This window comes from Paenibacillus rhizoryzae, assembly GCF_059686995.1.
Genome location: NZ_JCAALT010000015.1, coordinates 56,441 through 74,832 on the forward strand (window position 1 = coordinate 56,441; position 18,392 = coordinate 74,832).

Genomic DNA, 18,392 nt, shown 5'->3' on the forward strand with positions numbered 1-18,392 from the left:
CAAGTAATCCTCCTCGGTTGTATGCTAAACAGTAGCCCGGGATGTGAAATAGTTGCCCGGTACAACGGTTGTTTGTTTGGTCTTCATATCTACAGCCGTCAGCTTCGCCAACGACACATAATCCTCTAGCAGTCGGTCCTCGGTATCCAATTCGCCGGACTCTACGAATACGCCAACTCCGGCTACCTTTGCATTAAATTCAAACAGCAAATCCATCATGCCTTGAATCGTTCCGCCAGCCTTCATGAAATCGTCAATGATCAGTACGCGCGCATGTTCCTTCAACGCGCGGCGCGTAAGCGACATCGTTTGAATACGTTTATTGGAGCCCGATACGTAATTGATGCTCACAGCAGAGCCTTCCGTCACTTTATTGTCGCGACGCACAATAACAACGGGCAGATTCATACAAGCCGCCGTTGCATAAGCAAGAGGGATCCCTTTCGTCTCGACCGTCATGATGACATCGATATCCGAAGCTGCGAATGCGGTTGCAAACATTCGTCCAACATCTGCGAGCAGCCCTGGCTGTCCCAGCATATCCGTCATGTACAAGTAGCCGCCGGCAAGAACCCGCTCCGATTGCTCCAACTGACGGCAAATACCGTTCATAATGCCAAGTGCCTCGGCCTGACCCATCTTCGGCGTATATTTCACGCCTCCGGCAGCTCCTGCCAACGTATGCAGCTCACCGAGTCCTTCTTCTTCGAATACCTCTTTAATAATCGCCAAATCCTCACTTATAGATGACTTGGCAGATTGGTAGCGATCAGCGAATGCTGTCAGAGAAATTAACGTATGGGGGCGTGTAAGTAAGTACTGCGTCATTTCTACTAACCTTGCACTCCGTTTTAACTTCTTCAACGTGTACTCCCCCCAGCCAAATCCGAATATTATAATGACATAATACCATTTTCATACGGATTTAATCAAGACGCACGTAGGCTTCATGTCAGCATTCTTACCACATAGACTTCTTTGCAAAATCCGCGGAGTCCGTTATAGATGCGTGAAACCTTCGCTTCTTTGCTTACAAGCCCGAAAACCGTTGGTCCGCTGCCTGACATTAACACGCCATCTGCGCCTAGACGCTGCATGATTTCCTTAAGCTGCAGCACCTCGGGGTGAAGCTGAAGCGTTACCGTTTCCAGTACGTTGCCCAGATACGTGCATACGCCGCCAAACGAGCCGCTTGAGATCGCGGACAGCATGTCCGCAGTAGATGGATGCTGCTTCAGCTCAGAAGCGCGCAGCTTCCCGTACACGTCTGCCGTGGAAACGTTGATCGGCGGCTTCGCCAGAATGACCCAGCACTGCGGCGGATTGTTGATCCGCTCCAGCTTCTCTCCACGACCGCGCGCGATTGCAGTACCGCCTGTTACACAGAACGGTACATCGGAGCCTAGCTCGGCGCCAAGCGTACACAGCTCTTCTTCGGAGATGCCCAGCTGCCATAGCCGATTGAGCCCTCGCAGCGTAGCGGCTGCATCGCTGCTTCCGCCGGCAAGACCTGCGGCTACCGGTATCTTCTTATCCAGATGAATATAGACGCCTTTGCGGACATTGTAGCGATCCTTAATCAGTCTTGCCGCCTGAAAGGCTAAATTCTTTTCATCGAGCGGGATATAACCCGCCTGACTTGAAATAATGATGGTATCCCGCGGAAGCTCTTCCATCTCAAGCCGATCTGCTAAATCCACCATTGTCATGATCATTTCAACCTCGTGGAATCCATCCTCACGCTTCCGCATGACATCCAGCAGCAGGTTGATTTTTGCCGGCGCTTTCTCATAAATCTTCATATGTAGGCTCACCCGTCCGTTATCGTTAAACTTCACATATTATAACAAAAGGTCATAAGAAAAGCTAAGAGGCATTGAGCAGTCTGCGGGCCTGCTCATCATCTTAGCTTGAAATAACCCTTTAGTGTGGTTAATAGTGGGACGCTTGCTGCTGTGCAGCCTGCATAGCTTGGGACATATAAGCCGGAACCATATTGGATGCCTGCTGCCGCTGTGGCGCGTAATTAGACTGCGATTGAGGCTGCATGTAGGGACTGCGGGCAGGCTGCGGCGACTGATATGCCGATTGCGAATACGATGGCGATGATTGGTATGTTGGCTGCTGATAAGAAGACTGGGACTGTGCCTGCTGCGCGGCATATTGCTTAGCTGCAGCCTGCTCGGCAATTTGAATCGCACGTTTCACCATATTACCGGCGTCCTTTGCTTTAATGCCTCCCCAGCCTTCCTTCTGCACGGTATCATAGAAGCCCAGATCCTTCGCCAGCTCTTTCTTCAACTCTTCACTCATCATACCGCTGCGTCTGCGTGACATGAACACTCTCCTCCTTTGAAACGGGTAGTACCGTTAGTATGGTTGTTTTTATCGTTCTCATACGGAGGAAGAGGTTACGCCATTCAGGCACAAAAAAAAGTGCAGATCCTGCCTACGCTGCTTCTCGCCGCGCCTGCAAACCTGCACATGTTCGTATCCTATTTATCTCATTGTATATACGTAATGCGTACTTGACCATCATCACTGTCCACCGTAACTTCAACGGACTCCGTCAATATATCGGCGTAGCTGTAAGAGACGCGCTTAAACGCATGCTGCTCTTGGTCGAGCCTGACAATAAATACAGAAGGGTAGATTTCTTCTAACACACCGGTCCGCTCAATCGTCTTTCGACGACCACCGTTAGCACGAAGACGGATTTTGGAGCCGACATGGGTTTCCAAACTGCGTTTGATTTCCAATAGCGCATTTTTTGCCATTGTGCACTACCACCTCTTTCCTTGTCCATTATAACCAAAAGGAGGTGGTTTGTCAAAAAATTATAATTATAACAGTGGAGTCACTTTGGTGTCAATATAAAAAAGGCTACTTTTTTCTCCGGTACGTATATTTTAGCCCGAAGCAGCCATATTATACAGTTGGCTTTACGCCGGTCAGCGTTTTAGGTTTAGGCAAACCCACCCGGAACTTCCCTAACGTTTCAATGCCCCCGACCCCGTCTATACCGCTGATTGTGCCATGAATGACATCTGATAAATTAATCGTTTCGCGAATGGACGTATAGCTTGCTTTGATCGCGACGTACACGGGATCTAAGGCGTGAATGAGCACCCGGCCCGGAGAACTGGCGAAGTTCGATCCATTCTGCAGCAGCGCCTCATAATGGGATTGGCATGCACCTGCTACCACGATTAAGCTGTCTTTGCTTTTCTCATACTGACGCGCTATCCGTACCGCATTGACGAAATTTTGCGAGTTTTTGTAGCTGGCCAGGTTATGCAAATCGTCCTGGTTCCGCGTCTTAAGCACGCCGTCATGGCCGGTAATCACGACAATATCCGGTTTGATTTGCGGAAGCAGTCGGTACACCACGTCGGCCATTTGGGATTCATGCACATATACCCCGTGGGCAGGGACGCGCATTTGCGTATACAGCTGCATGCTTTTTCTCATATAGTTGCTGTCCCCGTCCAAATGAAGTACTTTTCCGGGCACCTCAAAGTACGGCTGGGATTGGCTCTGCGCGCGCTGCAGTTCACGTTCAATTATCTGCTGCTCGCGTTGTTCCTGCATCCTTAGCGTGGACTCACTGGCCTTAATGCGTGCCTGCCTCGCCGCGCCGGAGGATTCCGGATCGCTCATAACGGACAAATCGACAATTGGCGCGTCTGCAAGCAGACGATAGTCGGTGCCCTTCAGGATGGCTGTCTGTTCTAGAATTGTCGCAACACGAAAAAGGACGTCCCCGCCATAGGATTTGCGGACGACCAGGTCCCCTTGCTTCATGGGCAAATCACCTCTTCGTCTATCCTATGGGGAGACGCCCCTGAAGGTGCGCTCACTTTTATTTTTTAGTTAGCTGCGTGTAAGTCCGCAGCCAGCAGGGCACGGCTTAATGCGGCAAACTCCTCCAGCGACAGCGTCTCGCCGCGCCGGGACGGATCAACGCCGATGCCTTCAAGCAGCGGTCCGAGCTTCTCGCGGTTCACTTTGCCTACATAAGCGGTCAAATTGTTCGCAATGGTTTTGCGGCGCTGCGCGAAGCAGGCCTGCACCGTTTGGAAGAAATGCGCTTCGTCCTCGACTTCTACAGCCGGCTTGTCCCTAAGCGACAGCTTAATCACCGCGGAATCGACATTCGGCTGCGGAATGAATACCGTGTGCGGCACAATGCATACAAGCTCAGGCACGCAATAGTACTGCACAGCAACGCTAAGGCTGCCGTACTCCTTGCCGCCGGGCTTAGCTGCCATCCGCTGCGCGACTTCCTTCTGGATCATGACGACGATGTGCTCAAGCGGCAGCTTCTCTTCCAGCAGCTTCATGAGGATCGGTGTCGTCACATAATAAGGCAGGTTCGCTACGACGCTTACGCCTGAGAGCCCGGCAAACTGCTCCTTCAGCAGTTCGGCGAGGTCGAGCTTGAGCACGTCACCGTGTACGACGTGCACATTCGGCGTATCGGCCAATACATCCGTTAGAATCGGAATCAGCCGATTGTCGATCTCAACTGCGGCTACGCGCCCTGCAGCGTGTGCCAGCTTCTGTGTTAATGCGCCGATACCCGGTCCGATCTCAAGCGCGCCTTTCGTCTCATCCAGCTCAGCTGCACTGACGATGTTGCGTAAAATATTTTGATCGATCAGAAAGTTCTGACCGAGGCTTTTCTTAAATGTGAAACCGTATCTGGCGATAATGTCTTTCGTCCGCTTCGGTGAAGCAACATCGACACCCGCCTTAATTCCCTCTGTCATCATTGATCTCCTTCGCTCGCCTGCTCCATCGTGGTTAGAGCCCGCATAAATTCCTCGCGCGTGATGCGAAACATCGAACAGCGTTTATAGAACTGCTTGCCATTCGCATAGCCGATTCCGAGCAGATTGCCCATCTTCAGCCGTCTATCCGAAGCTTGCGGATGTACGAGCAGACCTGCTTGCATTAAATCATCCATCGTAACCTCGGCAAGACCTGCAGTGTCAGACGTCGCTTCTGTCCGCAAATTAGCGAGTGCTCGCTTAATGGCTTCCGGTGACGCGTTCTCGACACCAATGTCTCCTTTGTAGAGCGCCTCTTCCTGTGGGAGAAAGGCGTGCTTGCAGCCTGGTACACGCTGCGCTACGATTTTGCGGATTCGCTCGCCTGCATGGTCAGGGTCGGTAAAAATAATAACGCCTCTTCGCTCCTGAGCTAACATAACGCGGCGGATAACCGATTCGCCAATAGCCGAACCCCCGGTCTCGATGGTTTCTGCCTCTACGGCCCGCTTGATGGCAACTGTATCATCTTTTCCTTCTACTACAATGATTTCTTTAATCATGGGACTCCATTCCTTCCCTTCCGTACAACATGCAAAAAGAAGAGGCATCGCCTCTTCTTATGATGGCATATTTACGTTCGAAATACGATACGCATGTTCATACCGCGGAAATACTTCCTATACGGCTTCCGGCTTCTTCGGCCCAAGCACATATACGGTATACCCCCGCTTCCGACCAAACTTATCGGCATACGACTCGCTGTCAAAATAAACATCAATCTTGTTGCCTTTGACTGCGCTGCCCGTATCCTCTGCACGGCGGAAACCGATTCCTTCGATATACACCCACCAGCCGATCGGAATCACTTTCGGATCGACCGCAATGGTACGGCCTTCCTGAACGCGTGACCCCGATGCGGTTATGCCGTACTGTGGATGGTTCTTTCCTTTACCTGTTGAAGCCAAGCCGGCTGAATATGCCGTAAGGGTTACGTTCTTCAATACTTTCTTCGCACTGAATGTAACGCCCCGCTTCGTCATGGTAGATACACTCGGCGAATTCGCCCTTAGCATCGTTACCTTCGGCTCAGGCTTCTTAGTCCCGACTGACACGATCTGATCGACAGATGGTGACTTGGTCAACTTCTCGACTAGTGTCTGTGAGACTAGAACGCCATCTTCGAAAGTCTTTTCATAACGCTTAACGACAGTGCCTTGTTTACCCGTTTGGACAAGCTGTTCTTTCCCTAGCGCAAGCTTGGGATTATCCTTCTTCACAATGGAGAAAGGAACGGGGTGGGTACTCTCCGAGATCTTCGTGTCAATCCGAGTGATCGAGATGATCATATTCGGTTTAAGTGCCGAGGATAACGAAGGTACTACCTTATCTTGACTGCGTATCGATATATGAGCCTGATCGATCGCCGCCTGTACGGTTCTTTCTGTCGTGTACAACGTTCTTGCTTTGCCGTCAGCTTTTACAATAAGAGGCACCGCTTGATTGATAACGATTCGGTCACCGTCTTTAATACCGCCATCCAGCGGCATCGACACTTTATCATAAGTGCCAACTGCAATAGCTTGTTCATCCAGTAGGCGTTGAAGGACCCATTGCTTCGTAGAGACAATGGTTTCTCGTCCATTCACTACTACGGACACGCGCTTGTCAGCCGTTCCGTACAACAACACCAGAAACATGAAAGTCATAGCGATTGAGATCATGGCGCTTAGTACAATTAAACGCACGTTCTCATGCTTCCATCGCAATGCGAAAGACATGCTGGATGATCGTTTCCCATGGGTGTCCTTAAGCTGGAGTGCTCCCATTTCTTCGGTCCTCCTTACATAGCCCCGCCGCCTTTGTTACGCATGATTACATAGACGCGACTATAGAGATTTTCTTTCCAATTTCCGCCCCGGACCACTTCCATAATACAGCTTTTGTCGTCAGTTTATGCTTCTTTCAAACAAAAAGAAGCCCGACGACAGAGGATCTGTTTCGTGGCTTCCCATTAGACAATGGTAGCATGGAGTTGCATTCACGAGGTTGATCTCTCTTATTGACGCTTACGAGGTTAGCTGTCGGATTCGGACGTGAGAGTCGCCCTATTCGCTAATGGCACGATTAACATTGCAGTGCCGGTCGCAAAATTCACCCCAAGAAGAATTTCATGTCTATCACTGTCTGCCTTTGTACAAAACAGTGTCGCCCTTTAGTCGACGAACACGTTTTTAAGGGGAAGAAACGAACAAGCTGTTTCTTCTTGCTACAAACAGTTTCAACAATTGGTTCCCCCGCTCTCCGATCATCGGAGATTAAGCGTTTTATTGGAAAAGGAATACAAGTTTTGTTGCTCTGAAATGAATCATAACGTCTATCGCGCCACATTGTAAAGAACTGATTAATGACGATTTTAACGAATTTCAAGGAAAAATAGGCGAAAAGCAAGCAATTTCTTCAATCAAAATCAGTTTTATCACGAGAATAGTCCCAAATCCTTGCTTTCAAAGCCGTTTTCATCAGATTCCAAAACATTTCATTGCATTTTCCGTGGTTATTTTGCCGACTTCCTCCACACTTTTACCTGTTATTTCCGAAATCGTGTTTGCTACAAGACGGACGAAAGAAGACTCATTTCGTTTCCCGCGATGAGGATGCGGTGCCAAATACGGAGCATCCGTTTCGATCAAAATCCGGTCCAAAGGCACTTGTGAAAGCACTTCCTTTGGCACTCTTGCATTGGTGAATGTAAGCGGTCCGCCGAATGAAATATAGAAGTTCATATCGAGACATTGTTTCGCCGTTTCCCAGCTGCCGGAGAAGCAGTGCATGACGCCGCCAACGTCCTTGGCCCCCTCTTCTCGGAGCAAGGTAACGACATCCTCGTGGGCATCCCGGTTATGGATAACAATCGGCATCTTTTTCTGCTTAGCTAGTTGGATTTGCTCGCGAAATACGCGCTGCTGAACATCCTTAGGCGAGGTATCCCAGTGGTAATCCAGTCCAATCTCACCGATCGCCACGACCTTCGGATGATCGCAGAGCGACGCAATCCAATCCAGATCCTCAGGCCGCATATCAATGCTGTCAACCGGATGCCAGCCGACGGCGGCATAAATAAAGGAATACTGCTCGGCAAGAGCCATCGTGGTTGGAATGGTTTCACGGTTGAAACCGATATTGATGAGCTTATGTACGCCGGCAGCCTGCGCTCTTTCGATAACTTCCGCCCGGTCTTCGTCGAATTTATGCGAGTCTAAATGCGTATGCGTGTCGATTAACATGGTGACTTTCGGAACCCCTTTCTACATTAAAGCAAATAATTCGCGGAGTTTCGCAGGCAGCCTGTGGGCTGATTCGCGCAGCGGTTCCTCCGGGTAATAAAGGTGGTACTTACCTTGATGGATACCCGTTATGGATCGAATGATATCCGAACGGCTTGAAATTTCCGACAATTGTTCATCATGGCTCAGCAGCAGAATCGGAGGTTTTTCCTCTTTGCCTGCAGCGGTTGTTGAACCGGGACGATAAACATCGTAGGGCATGTCGTAGGGAAAGTCAATTTCCAGGTGATAGTCCGGATGAAGGCCGATTTCTCGCAAGTGGTCACGTATTTCCTGCCACAGCTTCTCATCAGGGTGATCCATCGTAACATATTTGTAAAGCTTGCGATTGAGAAACCGGCGGCATAGGTCCGATAACACAGCATCAGGCTCATGGACCCATTGGGCGAAAGCCGTTTGAACAAGTGCTTCATCCAGATCCAAATAGGCTTCAATGTCCATTGTACCCGTAAGCAGCCTCTTTATTGGCTTCATTAATGTATGAAATTTGTATTCACTCCCGAAGAGCTCCTTCGCCCTTCGAAAGATTTGCCGCAGTATGATTTCCGAGCTTCTTGTGACCGGGTGAAAATAAACCTGCCAGTACATCTGATAGCGAGACATGAGATAATCCTCGACCGCATGCATGCCGCTTTCCTTCACCACGATTCTGCCTTGATATGGCCGCAATACCCGCAATATTCGCTCCAAATCGAAGGTACCGTAATTCACCCCCGTAAAATACGCATCTCGAAGCAAATAATCCATGCGGTCGGCATCCATTTGACTGGAGACCAGACTGACGACAATGGGTTGGTGATAGGTTTTGCAAATCACAGCGGCTATACGCTCGGGATAGCTCGGATCAAATTCCCGTAAGACTGCATTGATTTCCGTATTTCCAAGCAAAATGCGGCAGGTCCACTCCTCATGATGGCTGTCGAACACATCTTCAATGGAGTGAGAGAAGGGGCCATGTCCGATGTCATGAAGCAAAGCTGCACATAAGGCAACGAGCTTCTCTTCCTTTGGCCAATCGGTATAGCCGCCGCGCTCAAACTGAGAGATGATTTTCCGAGTAATCTCGTAAACGCCAAGGGAATGTGAGAACCGGCTGTGCTCTGCGCCATGAAAGGTCAAATAGGATGTGCCAAGCTGGCGAATACGACGCAGCCGCTGAAATTCTCTTGTATTAATTAGCTCCCAAATCAGTTGATCCTGAACGTAAATATACTTATGTACGGGATCCTTAAATACTTTCTCTTCCGCGAGTTTATCTTCTCGATGAGCAGCACTCATGTCGAATCACGCTCCTTAAAGTTCAATCATTCGACACAAATGTCGAACTAATGTCGAATAATGTCGCAATATCATTTCCAACCGCACTTCGTTTGAAGTACTATATATATATTGAATAAGTGCCTATTTACGGCGGTAATCGGTTATAACTGGTCACAATTACCGTTAAAACCAGGTTGACTATTATGGGAAACGTTGGTATTATTAAGGCATTATATGATAGAATTTTGTCGAATGATGACGAGTTAATCCATTGTGAAGGGGAATTTTAGATATGATGAAATCTACCGGTATTGTTCGTAAAGTAGATGAGCTGGGACGCGTAGTAATTCCGATTGAATTGCGCCGTACGCTTGGAATAGGTGAGAAGGATGCTCTTGAAATCTACGTGGATGGCGAGCGCATCATGCTGAAGAAATACGAGCCGGCTTGTATCTTCTGTGGCAATGCTGAGAATGTCGCTTATTTCAAAGGCAAAATCGTTTGTAACGTTTGTTTAACAGAAATGCCAGCTCCCGTTACAAAATAAGAGACAAATTCAGATTTATAGGTTATAATACATTTATCAAACCTGTTAATTCTAACCTTTTTATACTCCTTGATGCCTTCCTGAGCCATAATGGTCAGGAAGGTCTTTTTTTTCTATAGCATTCTTCTATTTTTTCATTACTTCATTATATACATCACGTTTTTGCATGCCTCGATCAAGCGCTGTTCGTTTGATGGCTTCTTTCCGATCCTCACCTTGCTCCTCGTACCGGCTCACATGCTCCTCCAGCTCTAACCCGCTCCACCATACCGGATCATCCAGCTGCAACTGAGCAGCTTCTTCTTTACTCACACCTGCAATAACCAAACAGTACTCGCCAAGTGGAGGATTCTCTTCCAGCCAAGCCATACACTCGGATATCGTTCCCCGTGCAGCTTCTTCATGACGCTTCGTTAATTCCCGCACCATCGCCATCTTCCGATCACCTAGCTGCTCCAGCATCACTGCAAGCGTCTTTACAATCCGGTGCGGCGATTCGTAACAAATTAATGTCGCCTCTTGCCTTTGTAATTGCTGCAGCCAAGTTGTAAGCGACTTGCGTTCCCGCGGGGGGAAACCCGTAAACAGAAATTTCTCAGTAGACAGTCCGGAAATGATCAGTGCAGATAAAGCTGCATTAGCTCCCGGAATCGGCACAATCGCAATGCCGCTTTCAGCGGCGGCTGCAACAAGGTCGGCACCTGGATCGGATATGGCCGGAAGCCCTGCATCACTTACCAGTGCAATGGATTGCCCGCTAGCCAACAATCTAATAAGTTCTGGTCCGCTGGCCTCTTTGTTATGCTCATGGTAGCTGACAAGCCTTGTCGAAATTTCAAAGTGAGCCAATAGTTTGCGTGTTTGGCGCGTATCTTCGGCTGCAATCATATCGACTTCTTTTAATATTCGAATCGCCCGAAAAGTCATGTCCTCTAAGTTGCCGATTGGTGTTCCAACCAGATACAATGTTCCGGCTCCATCCGTGTTACCGTCATCCGATGCACGAAAACTACGTTGTACGATCATTGCTCGAATCCCTCGTTCCCGCTTCTGGCGCTTGATCGCCATAATAAATCCGCATTAACTCTTCATTATATTGCCGCTGTTCATTATATACGATCATCGGCGGCAGCAGCTTCACATCCGGCTTGCCATCCTTGGCCGCTTCAATTAAGACCATATTGGCTTCAGCACCTGCGTGCGGATGCACGAATCGAATCCGCTTCGGCTCCAGCTTCCATTTGCGGAACGTTTCCAATAGTTCAACCAACCGATTGGGACGATGCACCATGGCGACCCGGCCGCCTGGACGTACATGCCGAGCGCATGCCGCCACGATGTCATCCAGCGTCCCGTTGCGCTCATGCCTAGCCGCTGCAAAATGCTCATTCTCGTTCTGATCCCCCGTACCAGCCGGCATGTAGGGTGGATTTACCGTAATCACATCGTAATTACCATGTCCGCTTTGTTTATAATAATCACGCAGATCGCCTTCATAAATACGAATACGGTCTTCGAGCCCATTCGCCTTTACACTTCGCCTTGCCATGTCTGCCAGCCGAGGTTGAATTTCAACGGCGTCAATCTGTGCTTTCGTCCTTGTCGTTAGGAGCAGCGGTATGACGCCATTGCCCGTACATAGATCCAAGATTTTACCGCGCGGCGGCACAGCCGCGAAACGAGCCAGCAATACGGCGTCCATCGAGAAGCTGAACACTTCCCGGCTCTGAATAATATGTAGTTGATGCGTTAGTAAATCATCGAGCCTTTCGTTCGGCTCCAGTGTTACTTCATTAATCATGATTCATTGCTCCTTACGTCTGCCAAATTCGAACCGCTTGAATATGCAAACAAGACCCTATGGAAGGGTCTTGTCTCTTATTCCTTATTGAGAAACGAAAGGCAGAACAAACAATCGCCTTCCGTTCGCAAATGTCCATAATACAAATTACAAATATGAAAACCTTCATGATACAATCTCGCCAAATTGTCATACCCTTGCCCAACGCCTATTGCGTCACTTGCCAGCACAGGCTCATCGTTTGGCACGGCATGAGAATCATCTTCCACGGCTGCGGCCGGTACCGGCTTAGGGGTTTGACTGGCCGTTTCCCGTTTTAATACTTTGCGCAACTGCTGATTTTCTATGCTAAGCCGGTTGTTTTCTTCCAAGAGCGACTTGATTTTCTGCTTCATCGCTCCGAGTTCCAGATGTAGGCTTCCCATATGGGATTCCAATTCGCTTATTTGACTAAATATGTCTTTTTTCAAGTCTCCACCCCAAGGCTATACAGCTTCGGATTTGCTTACTTATTTCACAACAACATCATCAAGCGGTAGTTCCTTCGGTTTGCCACCATCGAACAACTGTACATAAACCGATTTGGAGCCCGCATTAATTCCGGTAACTTTACCTTCACCATAAGAAGTGACAACAATCTTACCTACTGCCGGCAATTCTTCGCGAACGCTCTCATAATTGTCATGCTCATATTTCAAGCAACACATGAGACGCCCGCACAAGCCGGAAATTTTGGTCGGATTAAGTGATAAGTTCTGATCCTTCGCCATCTTGATGGATACCGGTTCAAAATCGCCAAGCCAAGTTGAACAACATAATACACGTCCGCAAGGTCCAATACCGCCAAGCATCTTCGCTTCATCCCGCACACCGATTTGTCTAAGTTCAATTCGCGTACGGAACACGCTGGCGAGATCCTTAACGAGTTCGCGGAAATCGACGCGACCTTCAGCTGTGAAGTAAAAAATAATCTTGTTGCGATCGAACGTAAATTCGACATCAACGAGTTTCATTTTAAGCTGATGATCTCTTATTTTCTCAAGACAGGTCGCAAATGCATTGCGTGCGGCTGCCTTGTTTTCATCGACAATTTTGGCGTCGTTGTCACCGGCGATCCGAATGACTTTCTTAAGGGGCAGGACAACATCTGATTCTCCGACTTGCTTCTGTCCAACCACTACTTTACCGTATTCAATCCCTCTTGCCGTCTCAACAATGACATGCTGATCCTTATCAATCGGGAAATCGACCGGGTCAAAATAATAGATTTTGCCCGCCTTCTTGAAGCGGACACCAACGACGTTATACAATGTTTCACCCCTCCTGTACACGGATTAGCAGCTGCTCAAGCGCTAATTGCGGCGATACATGCGCGCGCATGCGTTTGCCTGCCTCAAGCGTATACTCCATACATTTCACCCAGCCCTCAGCCGAACGTGAGAATGCATGCTTACCAATCCAATCAAGCTGATCTATAAAAACAAGAGCCTCGTGTCTTCCTGCCTGAAAATGAATCATATCTTTATACCATAAAACGAGTAATGACAACAGAAGCTGAGGCTGCTCACCAAGCTCTGTCTTAAAAATATGCTGTTGCGCAGACATCATCGCCGCAGTAAACCGCGTGAGACTGTCCTTTCCTAATTGTATCACTACGTTTCTCATTTCTGCAAACCCATTCTGCTGGATAAGCGTCCTGCACGCATCTAATCCCGATGCGAGATGGACGGCAGCACGGGCTGGCAGCTGAGGAACGCCTTCATTCGCCAATGTTTGCAGCATGTCGTTTGGTGCAAGCGGCATAAACGGAACCCACTGCGTTCTGGAACGAATCGTTGGCAGAACGGCTTGCCCATTCTCCGTCAGAAGAATCGCCACTACCGGTGACTGCGGCTCTTCCAGAAACTTAAGCAGGCTGTTCGCGGCTTGAAGCGTCATCGTTTCAACACGCTGTACGATATAGATTTTGCGTGACGTGCTTATATTTCGATAGGCGAGCTCTCTTTGAAGCTCGCGAATTTGGTCGATTTTAATGGAATTGCCATCTGGTTCTACCAGGTGCAAATCCGGCTGGTTGCCATGCTCAAACTTCCGGCACTCCAAGCATTCGCCGCAAGCGTCATCGCCTTCGCCTGTACAGAACAGCGCTTTGGCAAAAGCCATCGCCATGTTCATCCGCCCGCTTCCGGGCGGCCCACTGAATAAATAGGCATGCGAAACTTTGCCGCTTGTCAGCGCATAATACAAAATGCGTTTCGCTTTCGGTTGCCCGGCAAGCTGTGCAATGCTCATGGTAAAGATCCCCTCTATGCTAGAAAAACAAATTAATTAAAATACCGCGAATATCTCCGACCTTTTGCAGCAGCTCAAGCCGTCCTTCTTCGCTTTCAAGCAGCTCTTCGCCCATCAAGATGAGGGAAGAATCTATTTCCTCTAATAACTTATAACGCTTTGTTCTGCCGCGACGGTCAAATCCGCGCGTTTCTTTCATGCCGATACCCCGTCTAACGGTATCTTCAAGGAATTGCTTCACCATTTGGCGATAGAGTCGCAGCTCTCTAACGGTCATCGACCTTGCGAGCCGCTCGCCTTGATTATGAATATTTTGCAGTTTCTCCTGCAATTGTTCAATGGTCCGTTGTTCGTCCTGAAAATTCAAAACATCTGCAAAGTTCTTAGGCGCAATCGGTTTGGAGCCGAGATCCGGCCGCGCGCGGTCTTGCCCTAAAGGACGCCAGCCCGGATTAATCTTCATTGAAGTTCACGTCCAATCAGAAATGTTCGAACCGCTCTACTGGCACTACGAATACGGCAGCACCGCCGACTTGCACTTCAACAGGGAACGGAATATAGGCATCAGTCGTACTGCCCATAGGAGACACAGGTGAAACAAGCTGATCGCGGACTTTACAGTTCGAACGAATAACCGTCATAACCTCATGAACCCGCTCATCCTCAATACCGATCATGAAGGTTGTGTTGCCTGCACGCAGAAACCCGCCGGTACTAGCCAGCTTCGTTGCTCGGAATCCTTCTCTTACAAGTGCATTCGACAACCGGTTGCTATCTTTATCCTGTACAATCGCAATAACTAATTTCATCAATATCCCTCCTAAAATTTTCGAAAGACATCGTTACATTATTATTAATTTGACATCCCTTGTAAATAATCCTTTAAAATCGTCTATTTATTATAGCAATTACATCATTCAACACATTCTCCTGCGTTTGTTCGGCATCAACCCGTACAATTCGATCCGGATCGGCAGCCATCAGCATGCGATAGCCTTCTCGCACCTTCTCATGGAAAGCGATACTCTCTAAGTCGAGTCGGTTAATCTCCCGTCCGGACGTAGCATTAATTCGTGCTATGCCGGCTTCCGCAGATATATCCATCCATATCGTTAACTGTGGCATGAAGCCTTCTATTGCAAATTGGTTGATGGACCATACTTCCTCAATGCCAAGTCCACGCGCGAAACCTTGATAGGCTAGACTGCTGTCGACAAAACGATCGCATATGACAACATCGCCTTGAGCAAGTGCCGGCATTACCTTCTCAACAAGATGCTGTCGTCTGGCTGCGGCGTAGAGAAGCGCCTCTGTTCTCGCATCCATCGATGTATTCGCTGTATCCAGAATCACATTCCGGATTTGCTCGGCAATCGGGATGCCTCCTGGTTCTCTTGTCATCATGACATTTCTGCCTTGGGCTCGAAGTGCATGGACTACGCCTTCAATAAGGGTCGTTTTACCTGCTCCTTCGCCGCCTTCTATCGTCAAAAACAAACCTTTTTTCACTTCAGTACTCCTCTGTCTGTTAATACCCTTATCATATCAAAGCCAATCATAGGCGTAAACGACTAGCCTGTCCGCAATACGGTTATCGTCTGCATAGTCGGGTCTGTCGCACCCTGACATCGCGCGCCATGCTCCATTAATTGTTGAATATAGAGAATTGCTTCCTCCGTAATGCGTTCCCCTTCATATAAGAGAGGTATGCCAGGGGGATAAGGAACTACCGCTTCTGTGGTATATCTTCCCGCAGACTTCGACAATGGGATGGTTTCTACTCCATTCGAAGCATGTTTTACACCTGATCTCGTGAACGCTACCGGTTCTGACAAAGTTCGATGATAATCGATTGGCGTATCGAGAGGTTGCTTAGCTTCTAAACCTTCACTCTCGATCTCTTCTGCTATTGCTGTCATCGCTTGTTTAAGCCTATCTACATCTGAATCGGATGCCGCGAGTCCGAATAACAATACAACATAACGCAGATCCGCCATTTCGGCATAACAGCCGTACTGTTCTAAGCGCTGCTGCAGGTCAAACCCAGACAATCGCCCATGTGCTTCTCCCAAAACAACACGAATCGGATCCACTCTAATCGCATCAGTTAAGGAATCTCCTTGTTCTTCAACAAGTGTTAAAGTCTTATAAGCTGAATTGTCTTTTAGCCAATCCCTAAACTGGTTAGCGGCACGAACACCTTGTTCAAAAAGATCGCTTCCATACGCTTGCAGCATTGCCCGCGTCATATCAAGCGAAGCCATGATGGGATACGAGGGGCTTGAGCTCTGCACCATACGCAGTGCATCGGCAAGCGCCATCGTATTTATCCGAGGACCCTGAACATGCAGCATGGCGCCCATCGTCAATGCCGGCAAAGTTTTATGGGTCGATTGCACAACAGCATCCGCGCCAGCTTGCATAGCGGAACGCGGAAATGCCGGATGCAGCCCATAGTGAGCGCCATGCGCTTCATCAACAAGCAGCAGCATATCATGATCATGAATCCGCTGTGCATATGGCTCCAAATCTATGCTCAACCCATAATAGCTGGGGTTCGTAAGAAATACAGCTTTCGCCTCTGGGTATTTAGTCATAGCTTCTTCGATTTGCGAGATCTCCGGGAGAACGTCCAGATTGCTGCCTGCGTCCTTGCGAGGCATGATAAATACTGCACTTGCCCCTGCAAGCTTTAAACCGTTTAAAACGGATTTGTGCGCGTTACGCTGCACGATGACTAGGTCTCCAGGCCCACATGCAGCCAGAAGCATAGCGAGGTTACCAACTGTGCTGCCTCCGACGAGGAAGAACGTCTGCTGTGCGCCGAACACCTCAGCAGCTAAGGCCTGTGCTTCCTGAATGATACCTGAAGGTGCATGGAGATCGTCGGTTCCCGAGATTTCGGTTACATCAATCTTCATAATAGTTTGAAATGCCTGTAATGCGTCGGCGTTCATACCGGACATATGAGTAAGAGACTGTCCATACTTATGGCCAGGCACATGAAAGCTTACAGGATTCGACTGCTGCAAGGCTGTTAGTGCTTCGAATAGCGGCGCATGCCACTGTTTGTTCTGAGTGTGTGCCAAGCAACTTTCCTCCTGCTTAAACTTGATCTTTCTTTCATCATAATCCATTATGACGTCAACATAAACCTGCTGTAGACGCAGTCCAATACACAAAATAACCCCTAACCATTCTCGGGCAAATGTACAACTCGAGACGATATAGGGATTACTTGCTCATTCGGCTGACGCTGTACGTCCGTTTAGGCATTATTTTGCATCCAGATCCGCTTTAGTTGGTGTATAAAGAAAGGGTATTTAGCATCCTGTACTTCCGTACGTACCATCTCAACCTCACACGTTTCACAAATAAACTCATCAATGATTCGAATGCCTTGTTCTTTCTCATGACCGCAAATAATGCATGAGTTTCCCGCAGTCTCTTCCATCATTTCGTTTCACCTCATCCAAGTGAAAATATGTCATTGCTTCTAGTATGCCACAAAGTCTAGCAAACTATACAACTTTCATAGCCCATTTCAAATAGTAATACAGTCTATGTCGAATTGCCCAGATTGGTGACGACAGGCTTGCACTTCTTTCGAAGGGAAGTCTACACATTAACAAACCATTTACCGATACATGGTGTAGAAGGCAGAAAGGCGTGACACATCATGCGCGGTAAACTTGCTGAACAAGAGAAAGCAACAATCTATCAATATCAACTGATCCAAAAGGTGCTCGTACGAGACGAACTGCGGCGAAGTCATCTCAGTATACTAGCCATTCTTGCTATCTTCCTCTGGCTCATGTATCAAATGGACGGTATGAAAGCACTCGGTGTCGGGTTCATCAGTGCCTTCGTCATCCAATTTATTATTACTCGATTAACACTCATTCGTGTTGACGAGCCGGATGATCGCAGATGGGGCTGGCGCATTATGCCCCCATGGATCGGCTATATCCCTACAGCTCACATTGAACTCGCGTTGTATCGCAGATTGCATCGGCACTTACTATGGCTTGGTCTATGCGCCATTGGCGTCTTCTACCCATGGGCCAACGAAGCTACAATGATCAGCCTAATTATGTGCCATGTTTGGATACTTGCACCTCGGCTCGTCATTATGCGCAAGCTGCGTAAGGCTAAAAGAAACGGCGTGCTTCGCATCGCTATTTCGGAAGTCAGCTACTATCATCGGTAACCCGTTTCGAAAGAAACGGAACGATAATGGCAAGCTGACTTTTTGTATGAATACAACAAAAAACCGACCGTATACATACGGTCGGTTCATCGTGCTTGGCAACGTCCTACTCTCCCAGGACCCTGCGGTCCAAGTACCATCGGCGCTGGAGGGCTTAACGGTC

Annotated in this window: 21 protein-coding genes, 1 pseudogene and 1 riboswitch; of the genes and pseudogenes, 2 read left to right on the forward strand and 20 right to left on the reverse strand. The window is 48.5% G+C overall.

The genetic code is table 11. The features are described 5' to 3' along the window. Positions 1–24 precede the first annotated feature (24 nt). The 10 genes and pseudogenes from purR to AC6ESO_RS28595 form a co-directional block, all read right to left on the reverse strand. Positions 25–864: a pur operon repressor gene (gene purR, locus AC6ESO_RS28550; protein WP_497094355.1), complete on the reverse strand. Its 840-nt coding sequence runs from the start codon at positions 862–864 to the stop codon at positions 25–27. 83 nt (positions 865–947) lie between these two features. Continuing rightward, positions 948–1,802, reverse strand: a complete 855-nt coding sequence (gene ispE / locus AC6ESO_RS28555) for a 4-(cytidine 5'-diphospho)-2-C-methyl-D-erythritol kinase (RefSeq protein ID WP_494822107.1) — start codon at positions 1,800–1,802, stop codon at positions 948–950. 361 nt (positions 1,803–2,163) lie between these two features. Further along, positions 2,164–2,337, reverse strand: a pseudogene (locus tag AC6ESO_RS28560) (small, acid-soluble spore protein, alpha/beta type); the annotation flags it as partial. A gap of 167 nt (positions 2,338–2,504) precedes the next feature. Then, positions 2,505–2,777: a biofilm formation stimulator Veg gene (veg, locus tag AC6ESO_RS28565; protein ID WP_090985921.1), complete on the reverse strand. Its 273-nt coding sequence runs from the start codon at positions 2,775–2,777 to the stop codon at positions 2,505–2,507. A gap of 151 nt (positions 2,778–2,928) precedes the next feature. Next, positions 2,929–3,804: a sporulation peptidase YabG gene (yabG, locus tag AC6ESO_RS28570; protein WP_091225518.1), complete on the reverse strand. Its 876-nt coding sequence runs from the start codon at positions 3,802–3,804 to the stop codon at positions 2,929–2,931. Between the two features lie 65 nt (positions 3,805–3,869). After that, a complete protein-coding gene (gene rsmA / locus AC6ESO_RS28575; RefSeq protein ID WP_497094356.1) occupies positions 3,870–4,775 on the reverse strand; it encodes a 16S rRNA (adenine(1518)-N(6)/adenine(1519)-N(6))-dimethyltransferase RsmA in 906 nt (301 codons plus the stop codon). Next, positions 4,772–5,335 carry a ribonuclease M5 gene (rnmV, locus tag AC6ESO_RS28580; protein WP_497094357.1) on the reverse strand — a complete coding sequence of 188 codons (564 nt, stop codon included), beginning with the start codon at positions 5,333–5,335 and terminating at the stop codon, positions 4,772–4,774. The genes rsmA and rnmV overlap by 4 nt, the downstream gene beginning before the upstream one ends. Positions 5,336–5,452: 117 nt before the next feature. Beyond that, the gene (locus AC6ESO_RS28585) at positions 5,453–6,601 is read right to left on the reverse strand and encodes a resuscitation-promoting factor (RefSeq protein ID WP_497094358.1); all 1,149 of its coding nucleotides are present in this window, start codon (positions 6,599–6,601) and stop codon (positions 5,453–5,455) included. 222 nt (positions 6,602–6,823) lie between these two features. Further along, positions 6,824–7,107: riboswitch (cyclic di-AMP (ydaO/yuaA leader) on the reverse strand. 187 nt (positions 7,108–7,294) lie between these two features. After that, entirely contained in the window at positions 7,295–8,059 is a 765-nt protein-coding gene (locus tag AC6ESO_RS28590) for a TatD family hydrolase (RefSeq protein ID WP_494822102.1), read from the reverse strand. Between the two features lie 21 nt (positions 8,060–8,080). Next, entirely contained in the window at positions 8,081–9,397 is a 1,317-nt protein-coding gene (locus AC6ESO_RS28595; RefSeq protein WP_497094359.1) for an HD domain-containing protein, read from the reverse strand. A gap of 274 nt (positions 9,398–9,671) precedes the next feature. On the opposite strand from AC6ESO_RS28595, the gene AC6ESO_RS28600 reads away from it, so the two are divergent. Then, positions 9,672–9,926, forward strand: coding sequence for an AbrB/MazE/SpoVT family DNA-binding domain-containing protein (locus tag AC6ESO_RS28600; RefSeq protein WP_494822100.1), 255 nt, complete (start codon positions 9,672–9,674; stop codon positions 9,924–9,926). A gap of 126 nt (positions 9,927–10,052) precedes the next feature. Here AC6ESO_RS28600 and rsmI read toward each other — a convergent pair whose 3' ends face one another. The 10 genes from rsmI to AC6ESO_RS28650 form a co-directional block, all read right to left on the reverse strand. Next, positions 10,053–10,952 carry a 16S rRNA (cytidine(1402)-2'-O)-methyltransferase gene (gene rsmI / locus AC6ESO_RS28605; protein WP_497094360.1) on the reverse strand — a complete coding sequence of 300 codons (900 nt, stop codon included), beginning with the start codon at positions 10,950–10,952 and terminating at the stop codon, positions 10,053–10,055. After that, positions 10,936–11,727, reverse strand: coding sequence for a tRNA1(Val) (adenine(37)-N6)-methyltransferase (locus tag AC6ESO_RS28610; RefSeq protein ID WP_497094361.1), 792 nt, complete (start codon positions 11,725–11,727; stop codon positions 10,936–10,938). Before AC6ESO_RS28610 ends, rsmI begins: the two co-directional genes overlap by 17 nt. Before the next feature lie 77 nt (positions 11,728–11,804). Continuing rightward, positions 11,805–12,152 (reverse strand): initiation-control protein YabA, encoded by a 348-nt coding sequence (locus AC6ESO_RS28615; RefSeq protein ID WP_497094366.1) that lies wholly within the window; start codon positions 12,150–12,152, stop codon positions 11,805–11,807. An 84-nt stretch (positions 12,153–12,236) separates the two neighbouring features. Further along, positions 12,237–13,037, reverse strand: a complete 801-nt coding sequence (locus AC6ESO_RS28620; RefSeq protein ID WP_494822097.1) for a regulatory iron-sulfur-containing complex subunit RicT — start codon at positions 13,035–13,037, stop codon at positions 12,237–12,239. A 4-nt stretch (positions 13,038–13,041) separates the two neighbouring features. After that, on the reverse strand, positions 13,042–14,019 hold the full coding sequence (holB, locus tag AC6ESO_RS28625; RefSeq protein WP_494822096.1) for a DNA polymerase III subunit delta': 978 nt from the start codon (positions 14,017–14,019) through the stop codon (positions 13,042–13,044). 19 nt (positions 14,020–14,038) lie between these two features. Beyond that, positions 14,039–14,482, reverse strand: a complete 444-nt coding sequence (locus AC6ESO_RS28630) for a YaaR family protein (protein WP_497094362.1) — start codon at positions 14,480–14,482, stop codon at positions 14,039–14,041. A gap of 16 nt (positions 14,483–14,498) precedes the next feature. Continuing rightward, positions 14,499–14,828 carry a cyclic di-AMP receptor DarA gene (gene darA, locus AC6ESO_RS28635; RefSeq protein WP_090985945.1) on the reverse strand — a complete coding sequence of 110 codons (330 nt, stop codon included), beginning with the start codon at positions 14,826–14,828 and terminating at the stop codon, positions 14,499–14,501. 73 nt (positions 14,829–14,901) lie between these two features. Further along, on the reverse strand, positions 14,902–15,528 hold the full coding sequence (gene tmk / locus AC6ESO_RS28640; protein ID WP_497094363.1) for a dTMP kinase: 627 nt from the start codon (positions 15,526–15,528) through the stop codon (positions 14,902–14,904). Positions 15,529–15,590: 62 nt separating this feature from the next. After that, complete coding sequence (locus tag AC6ESO_RS28645) at positions 15,591–17,108, reverse strand: aminotransferase class I/II-fold pyridoxal phosphate-dependent enzyme (protein WP_497094364.1); 1,518 nt, start codon at positions 17,106–17,108, stop codon at positions 15,591–15,593. 179 nt (positions 17,109–17,287) lie between these two features. Then, a complete protein-coding gene (locus AC6ESO_RS28650; RefSeq protein WP_494822092.1) occupies positions 17,288–17,476 on the reverse strand; it encodes a sigma factor G inhibitor Gin in 189 nt (62 codons plus the stop codon). Between the two features lie 222 nt (positions 17,477–17,698). On the opposite strand from AC6ESO_RS28650, the gene AC6ESO_RS28655 reads away from it, so the two are divergent. Next, positions 17,699–18,229 (forward strand): transposase, encoded by a 531-nt coding sequence (locus tag AC6ESO_RS28655; RefSeq protein ID WP_494822091.1) that lies wholly within the window; start codon positions 17,699–17,701, stop codon positions 18,227–18,229. Positions 18,230–18,392 lie beyond the last annotated feature (163 nt).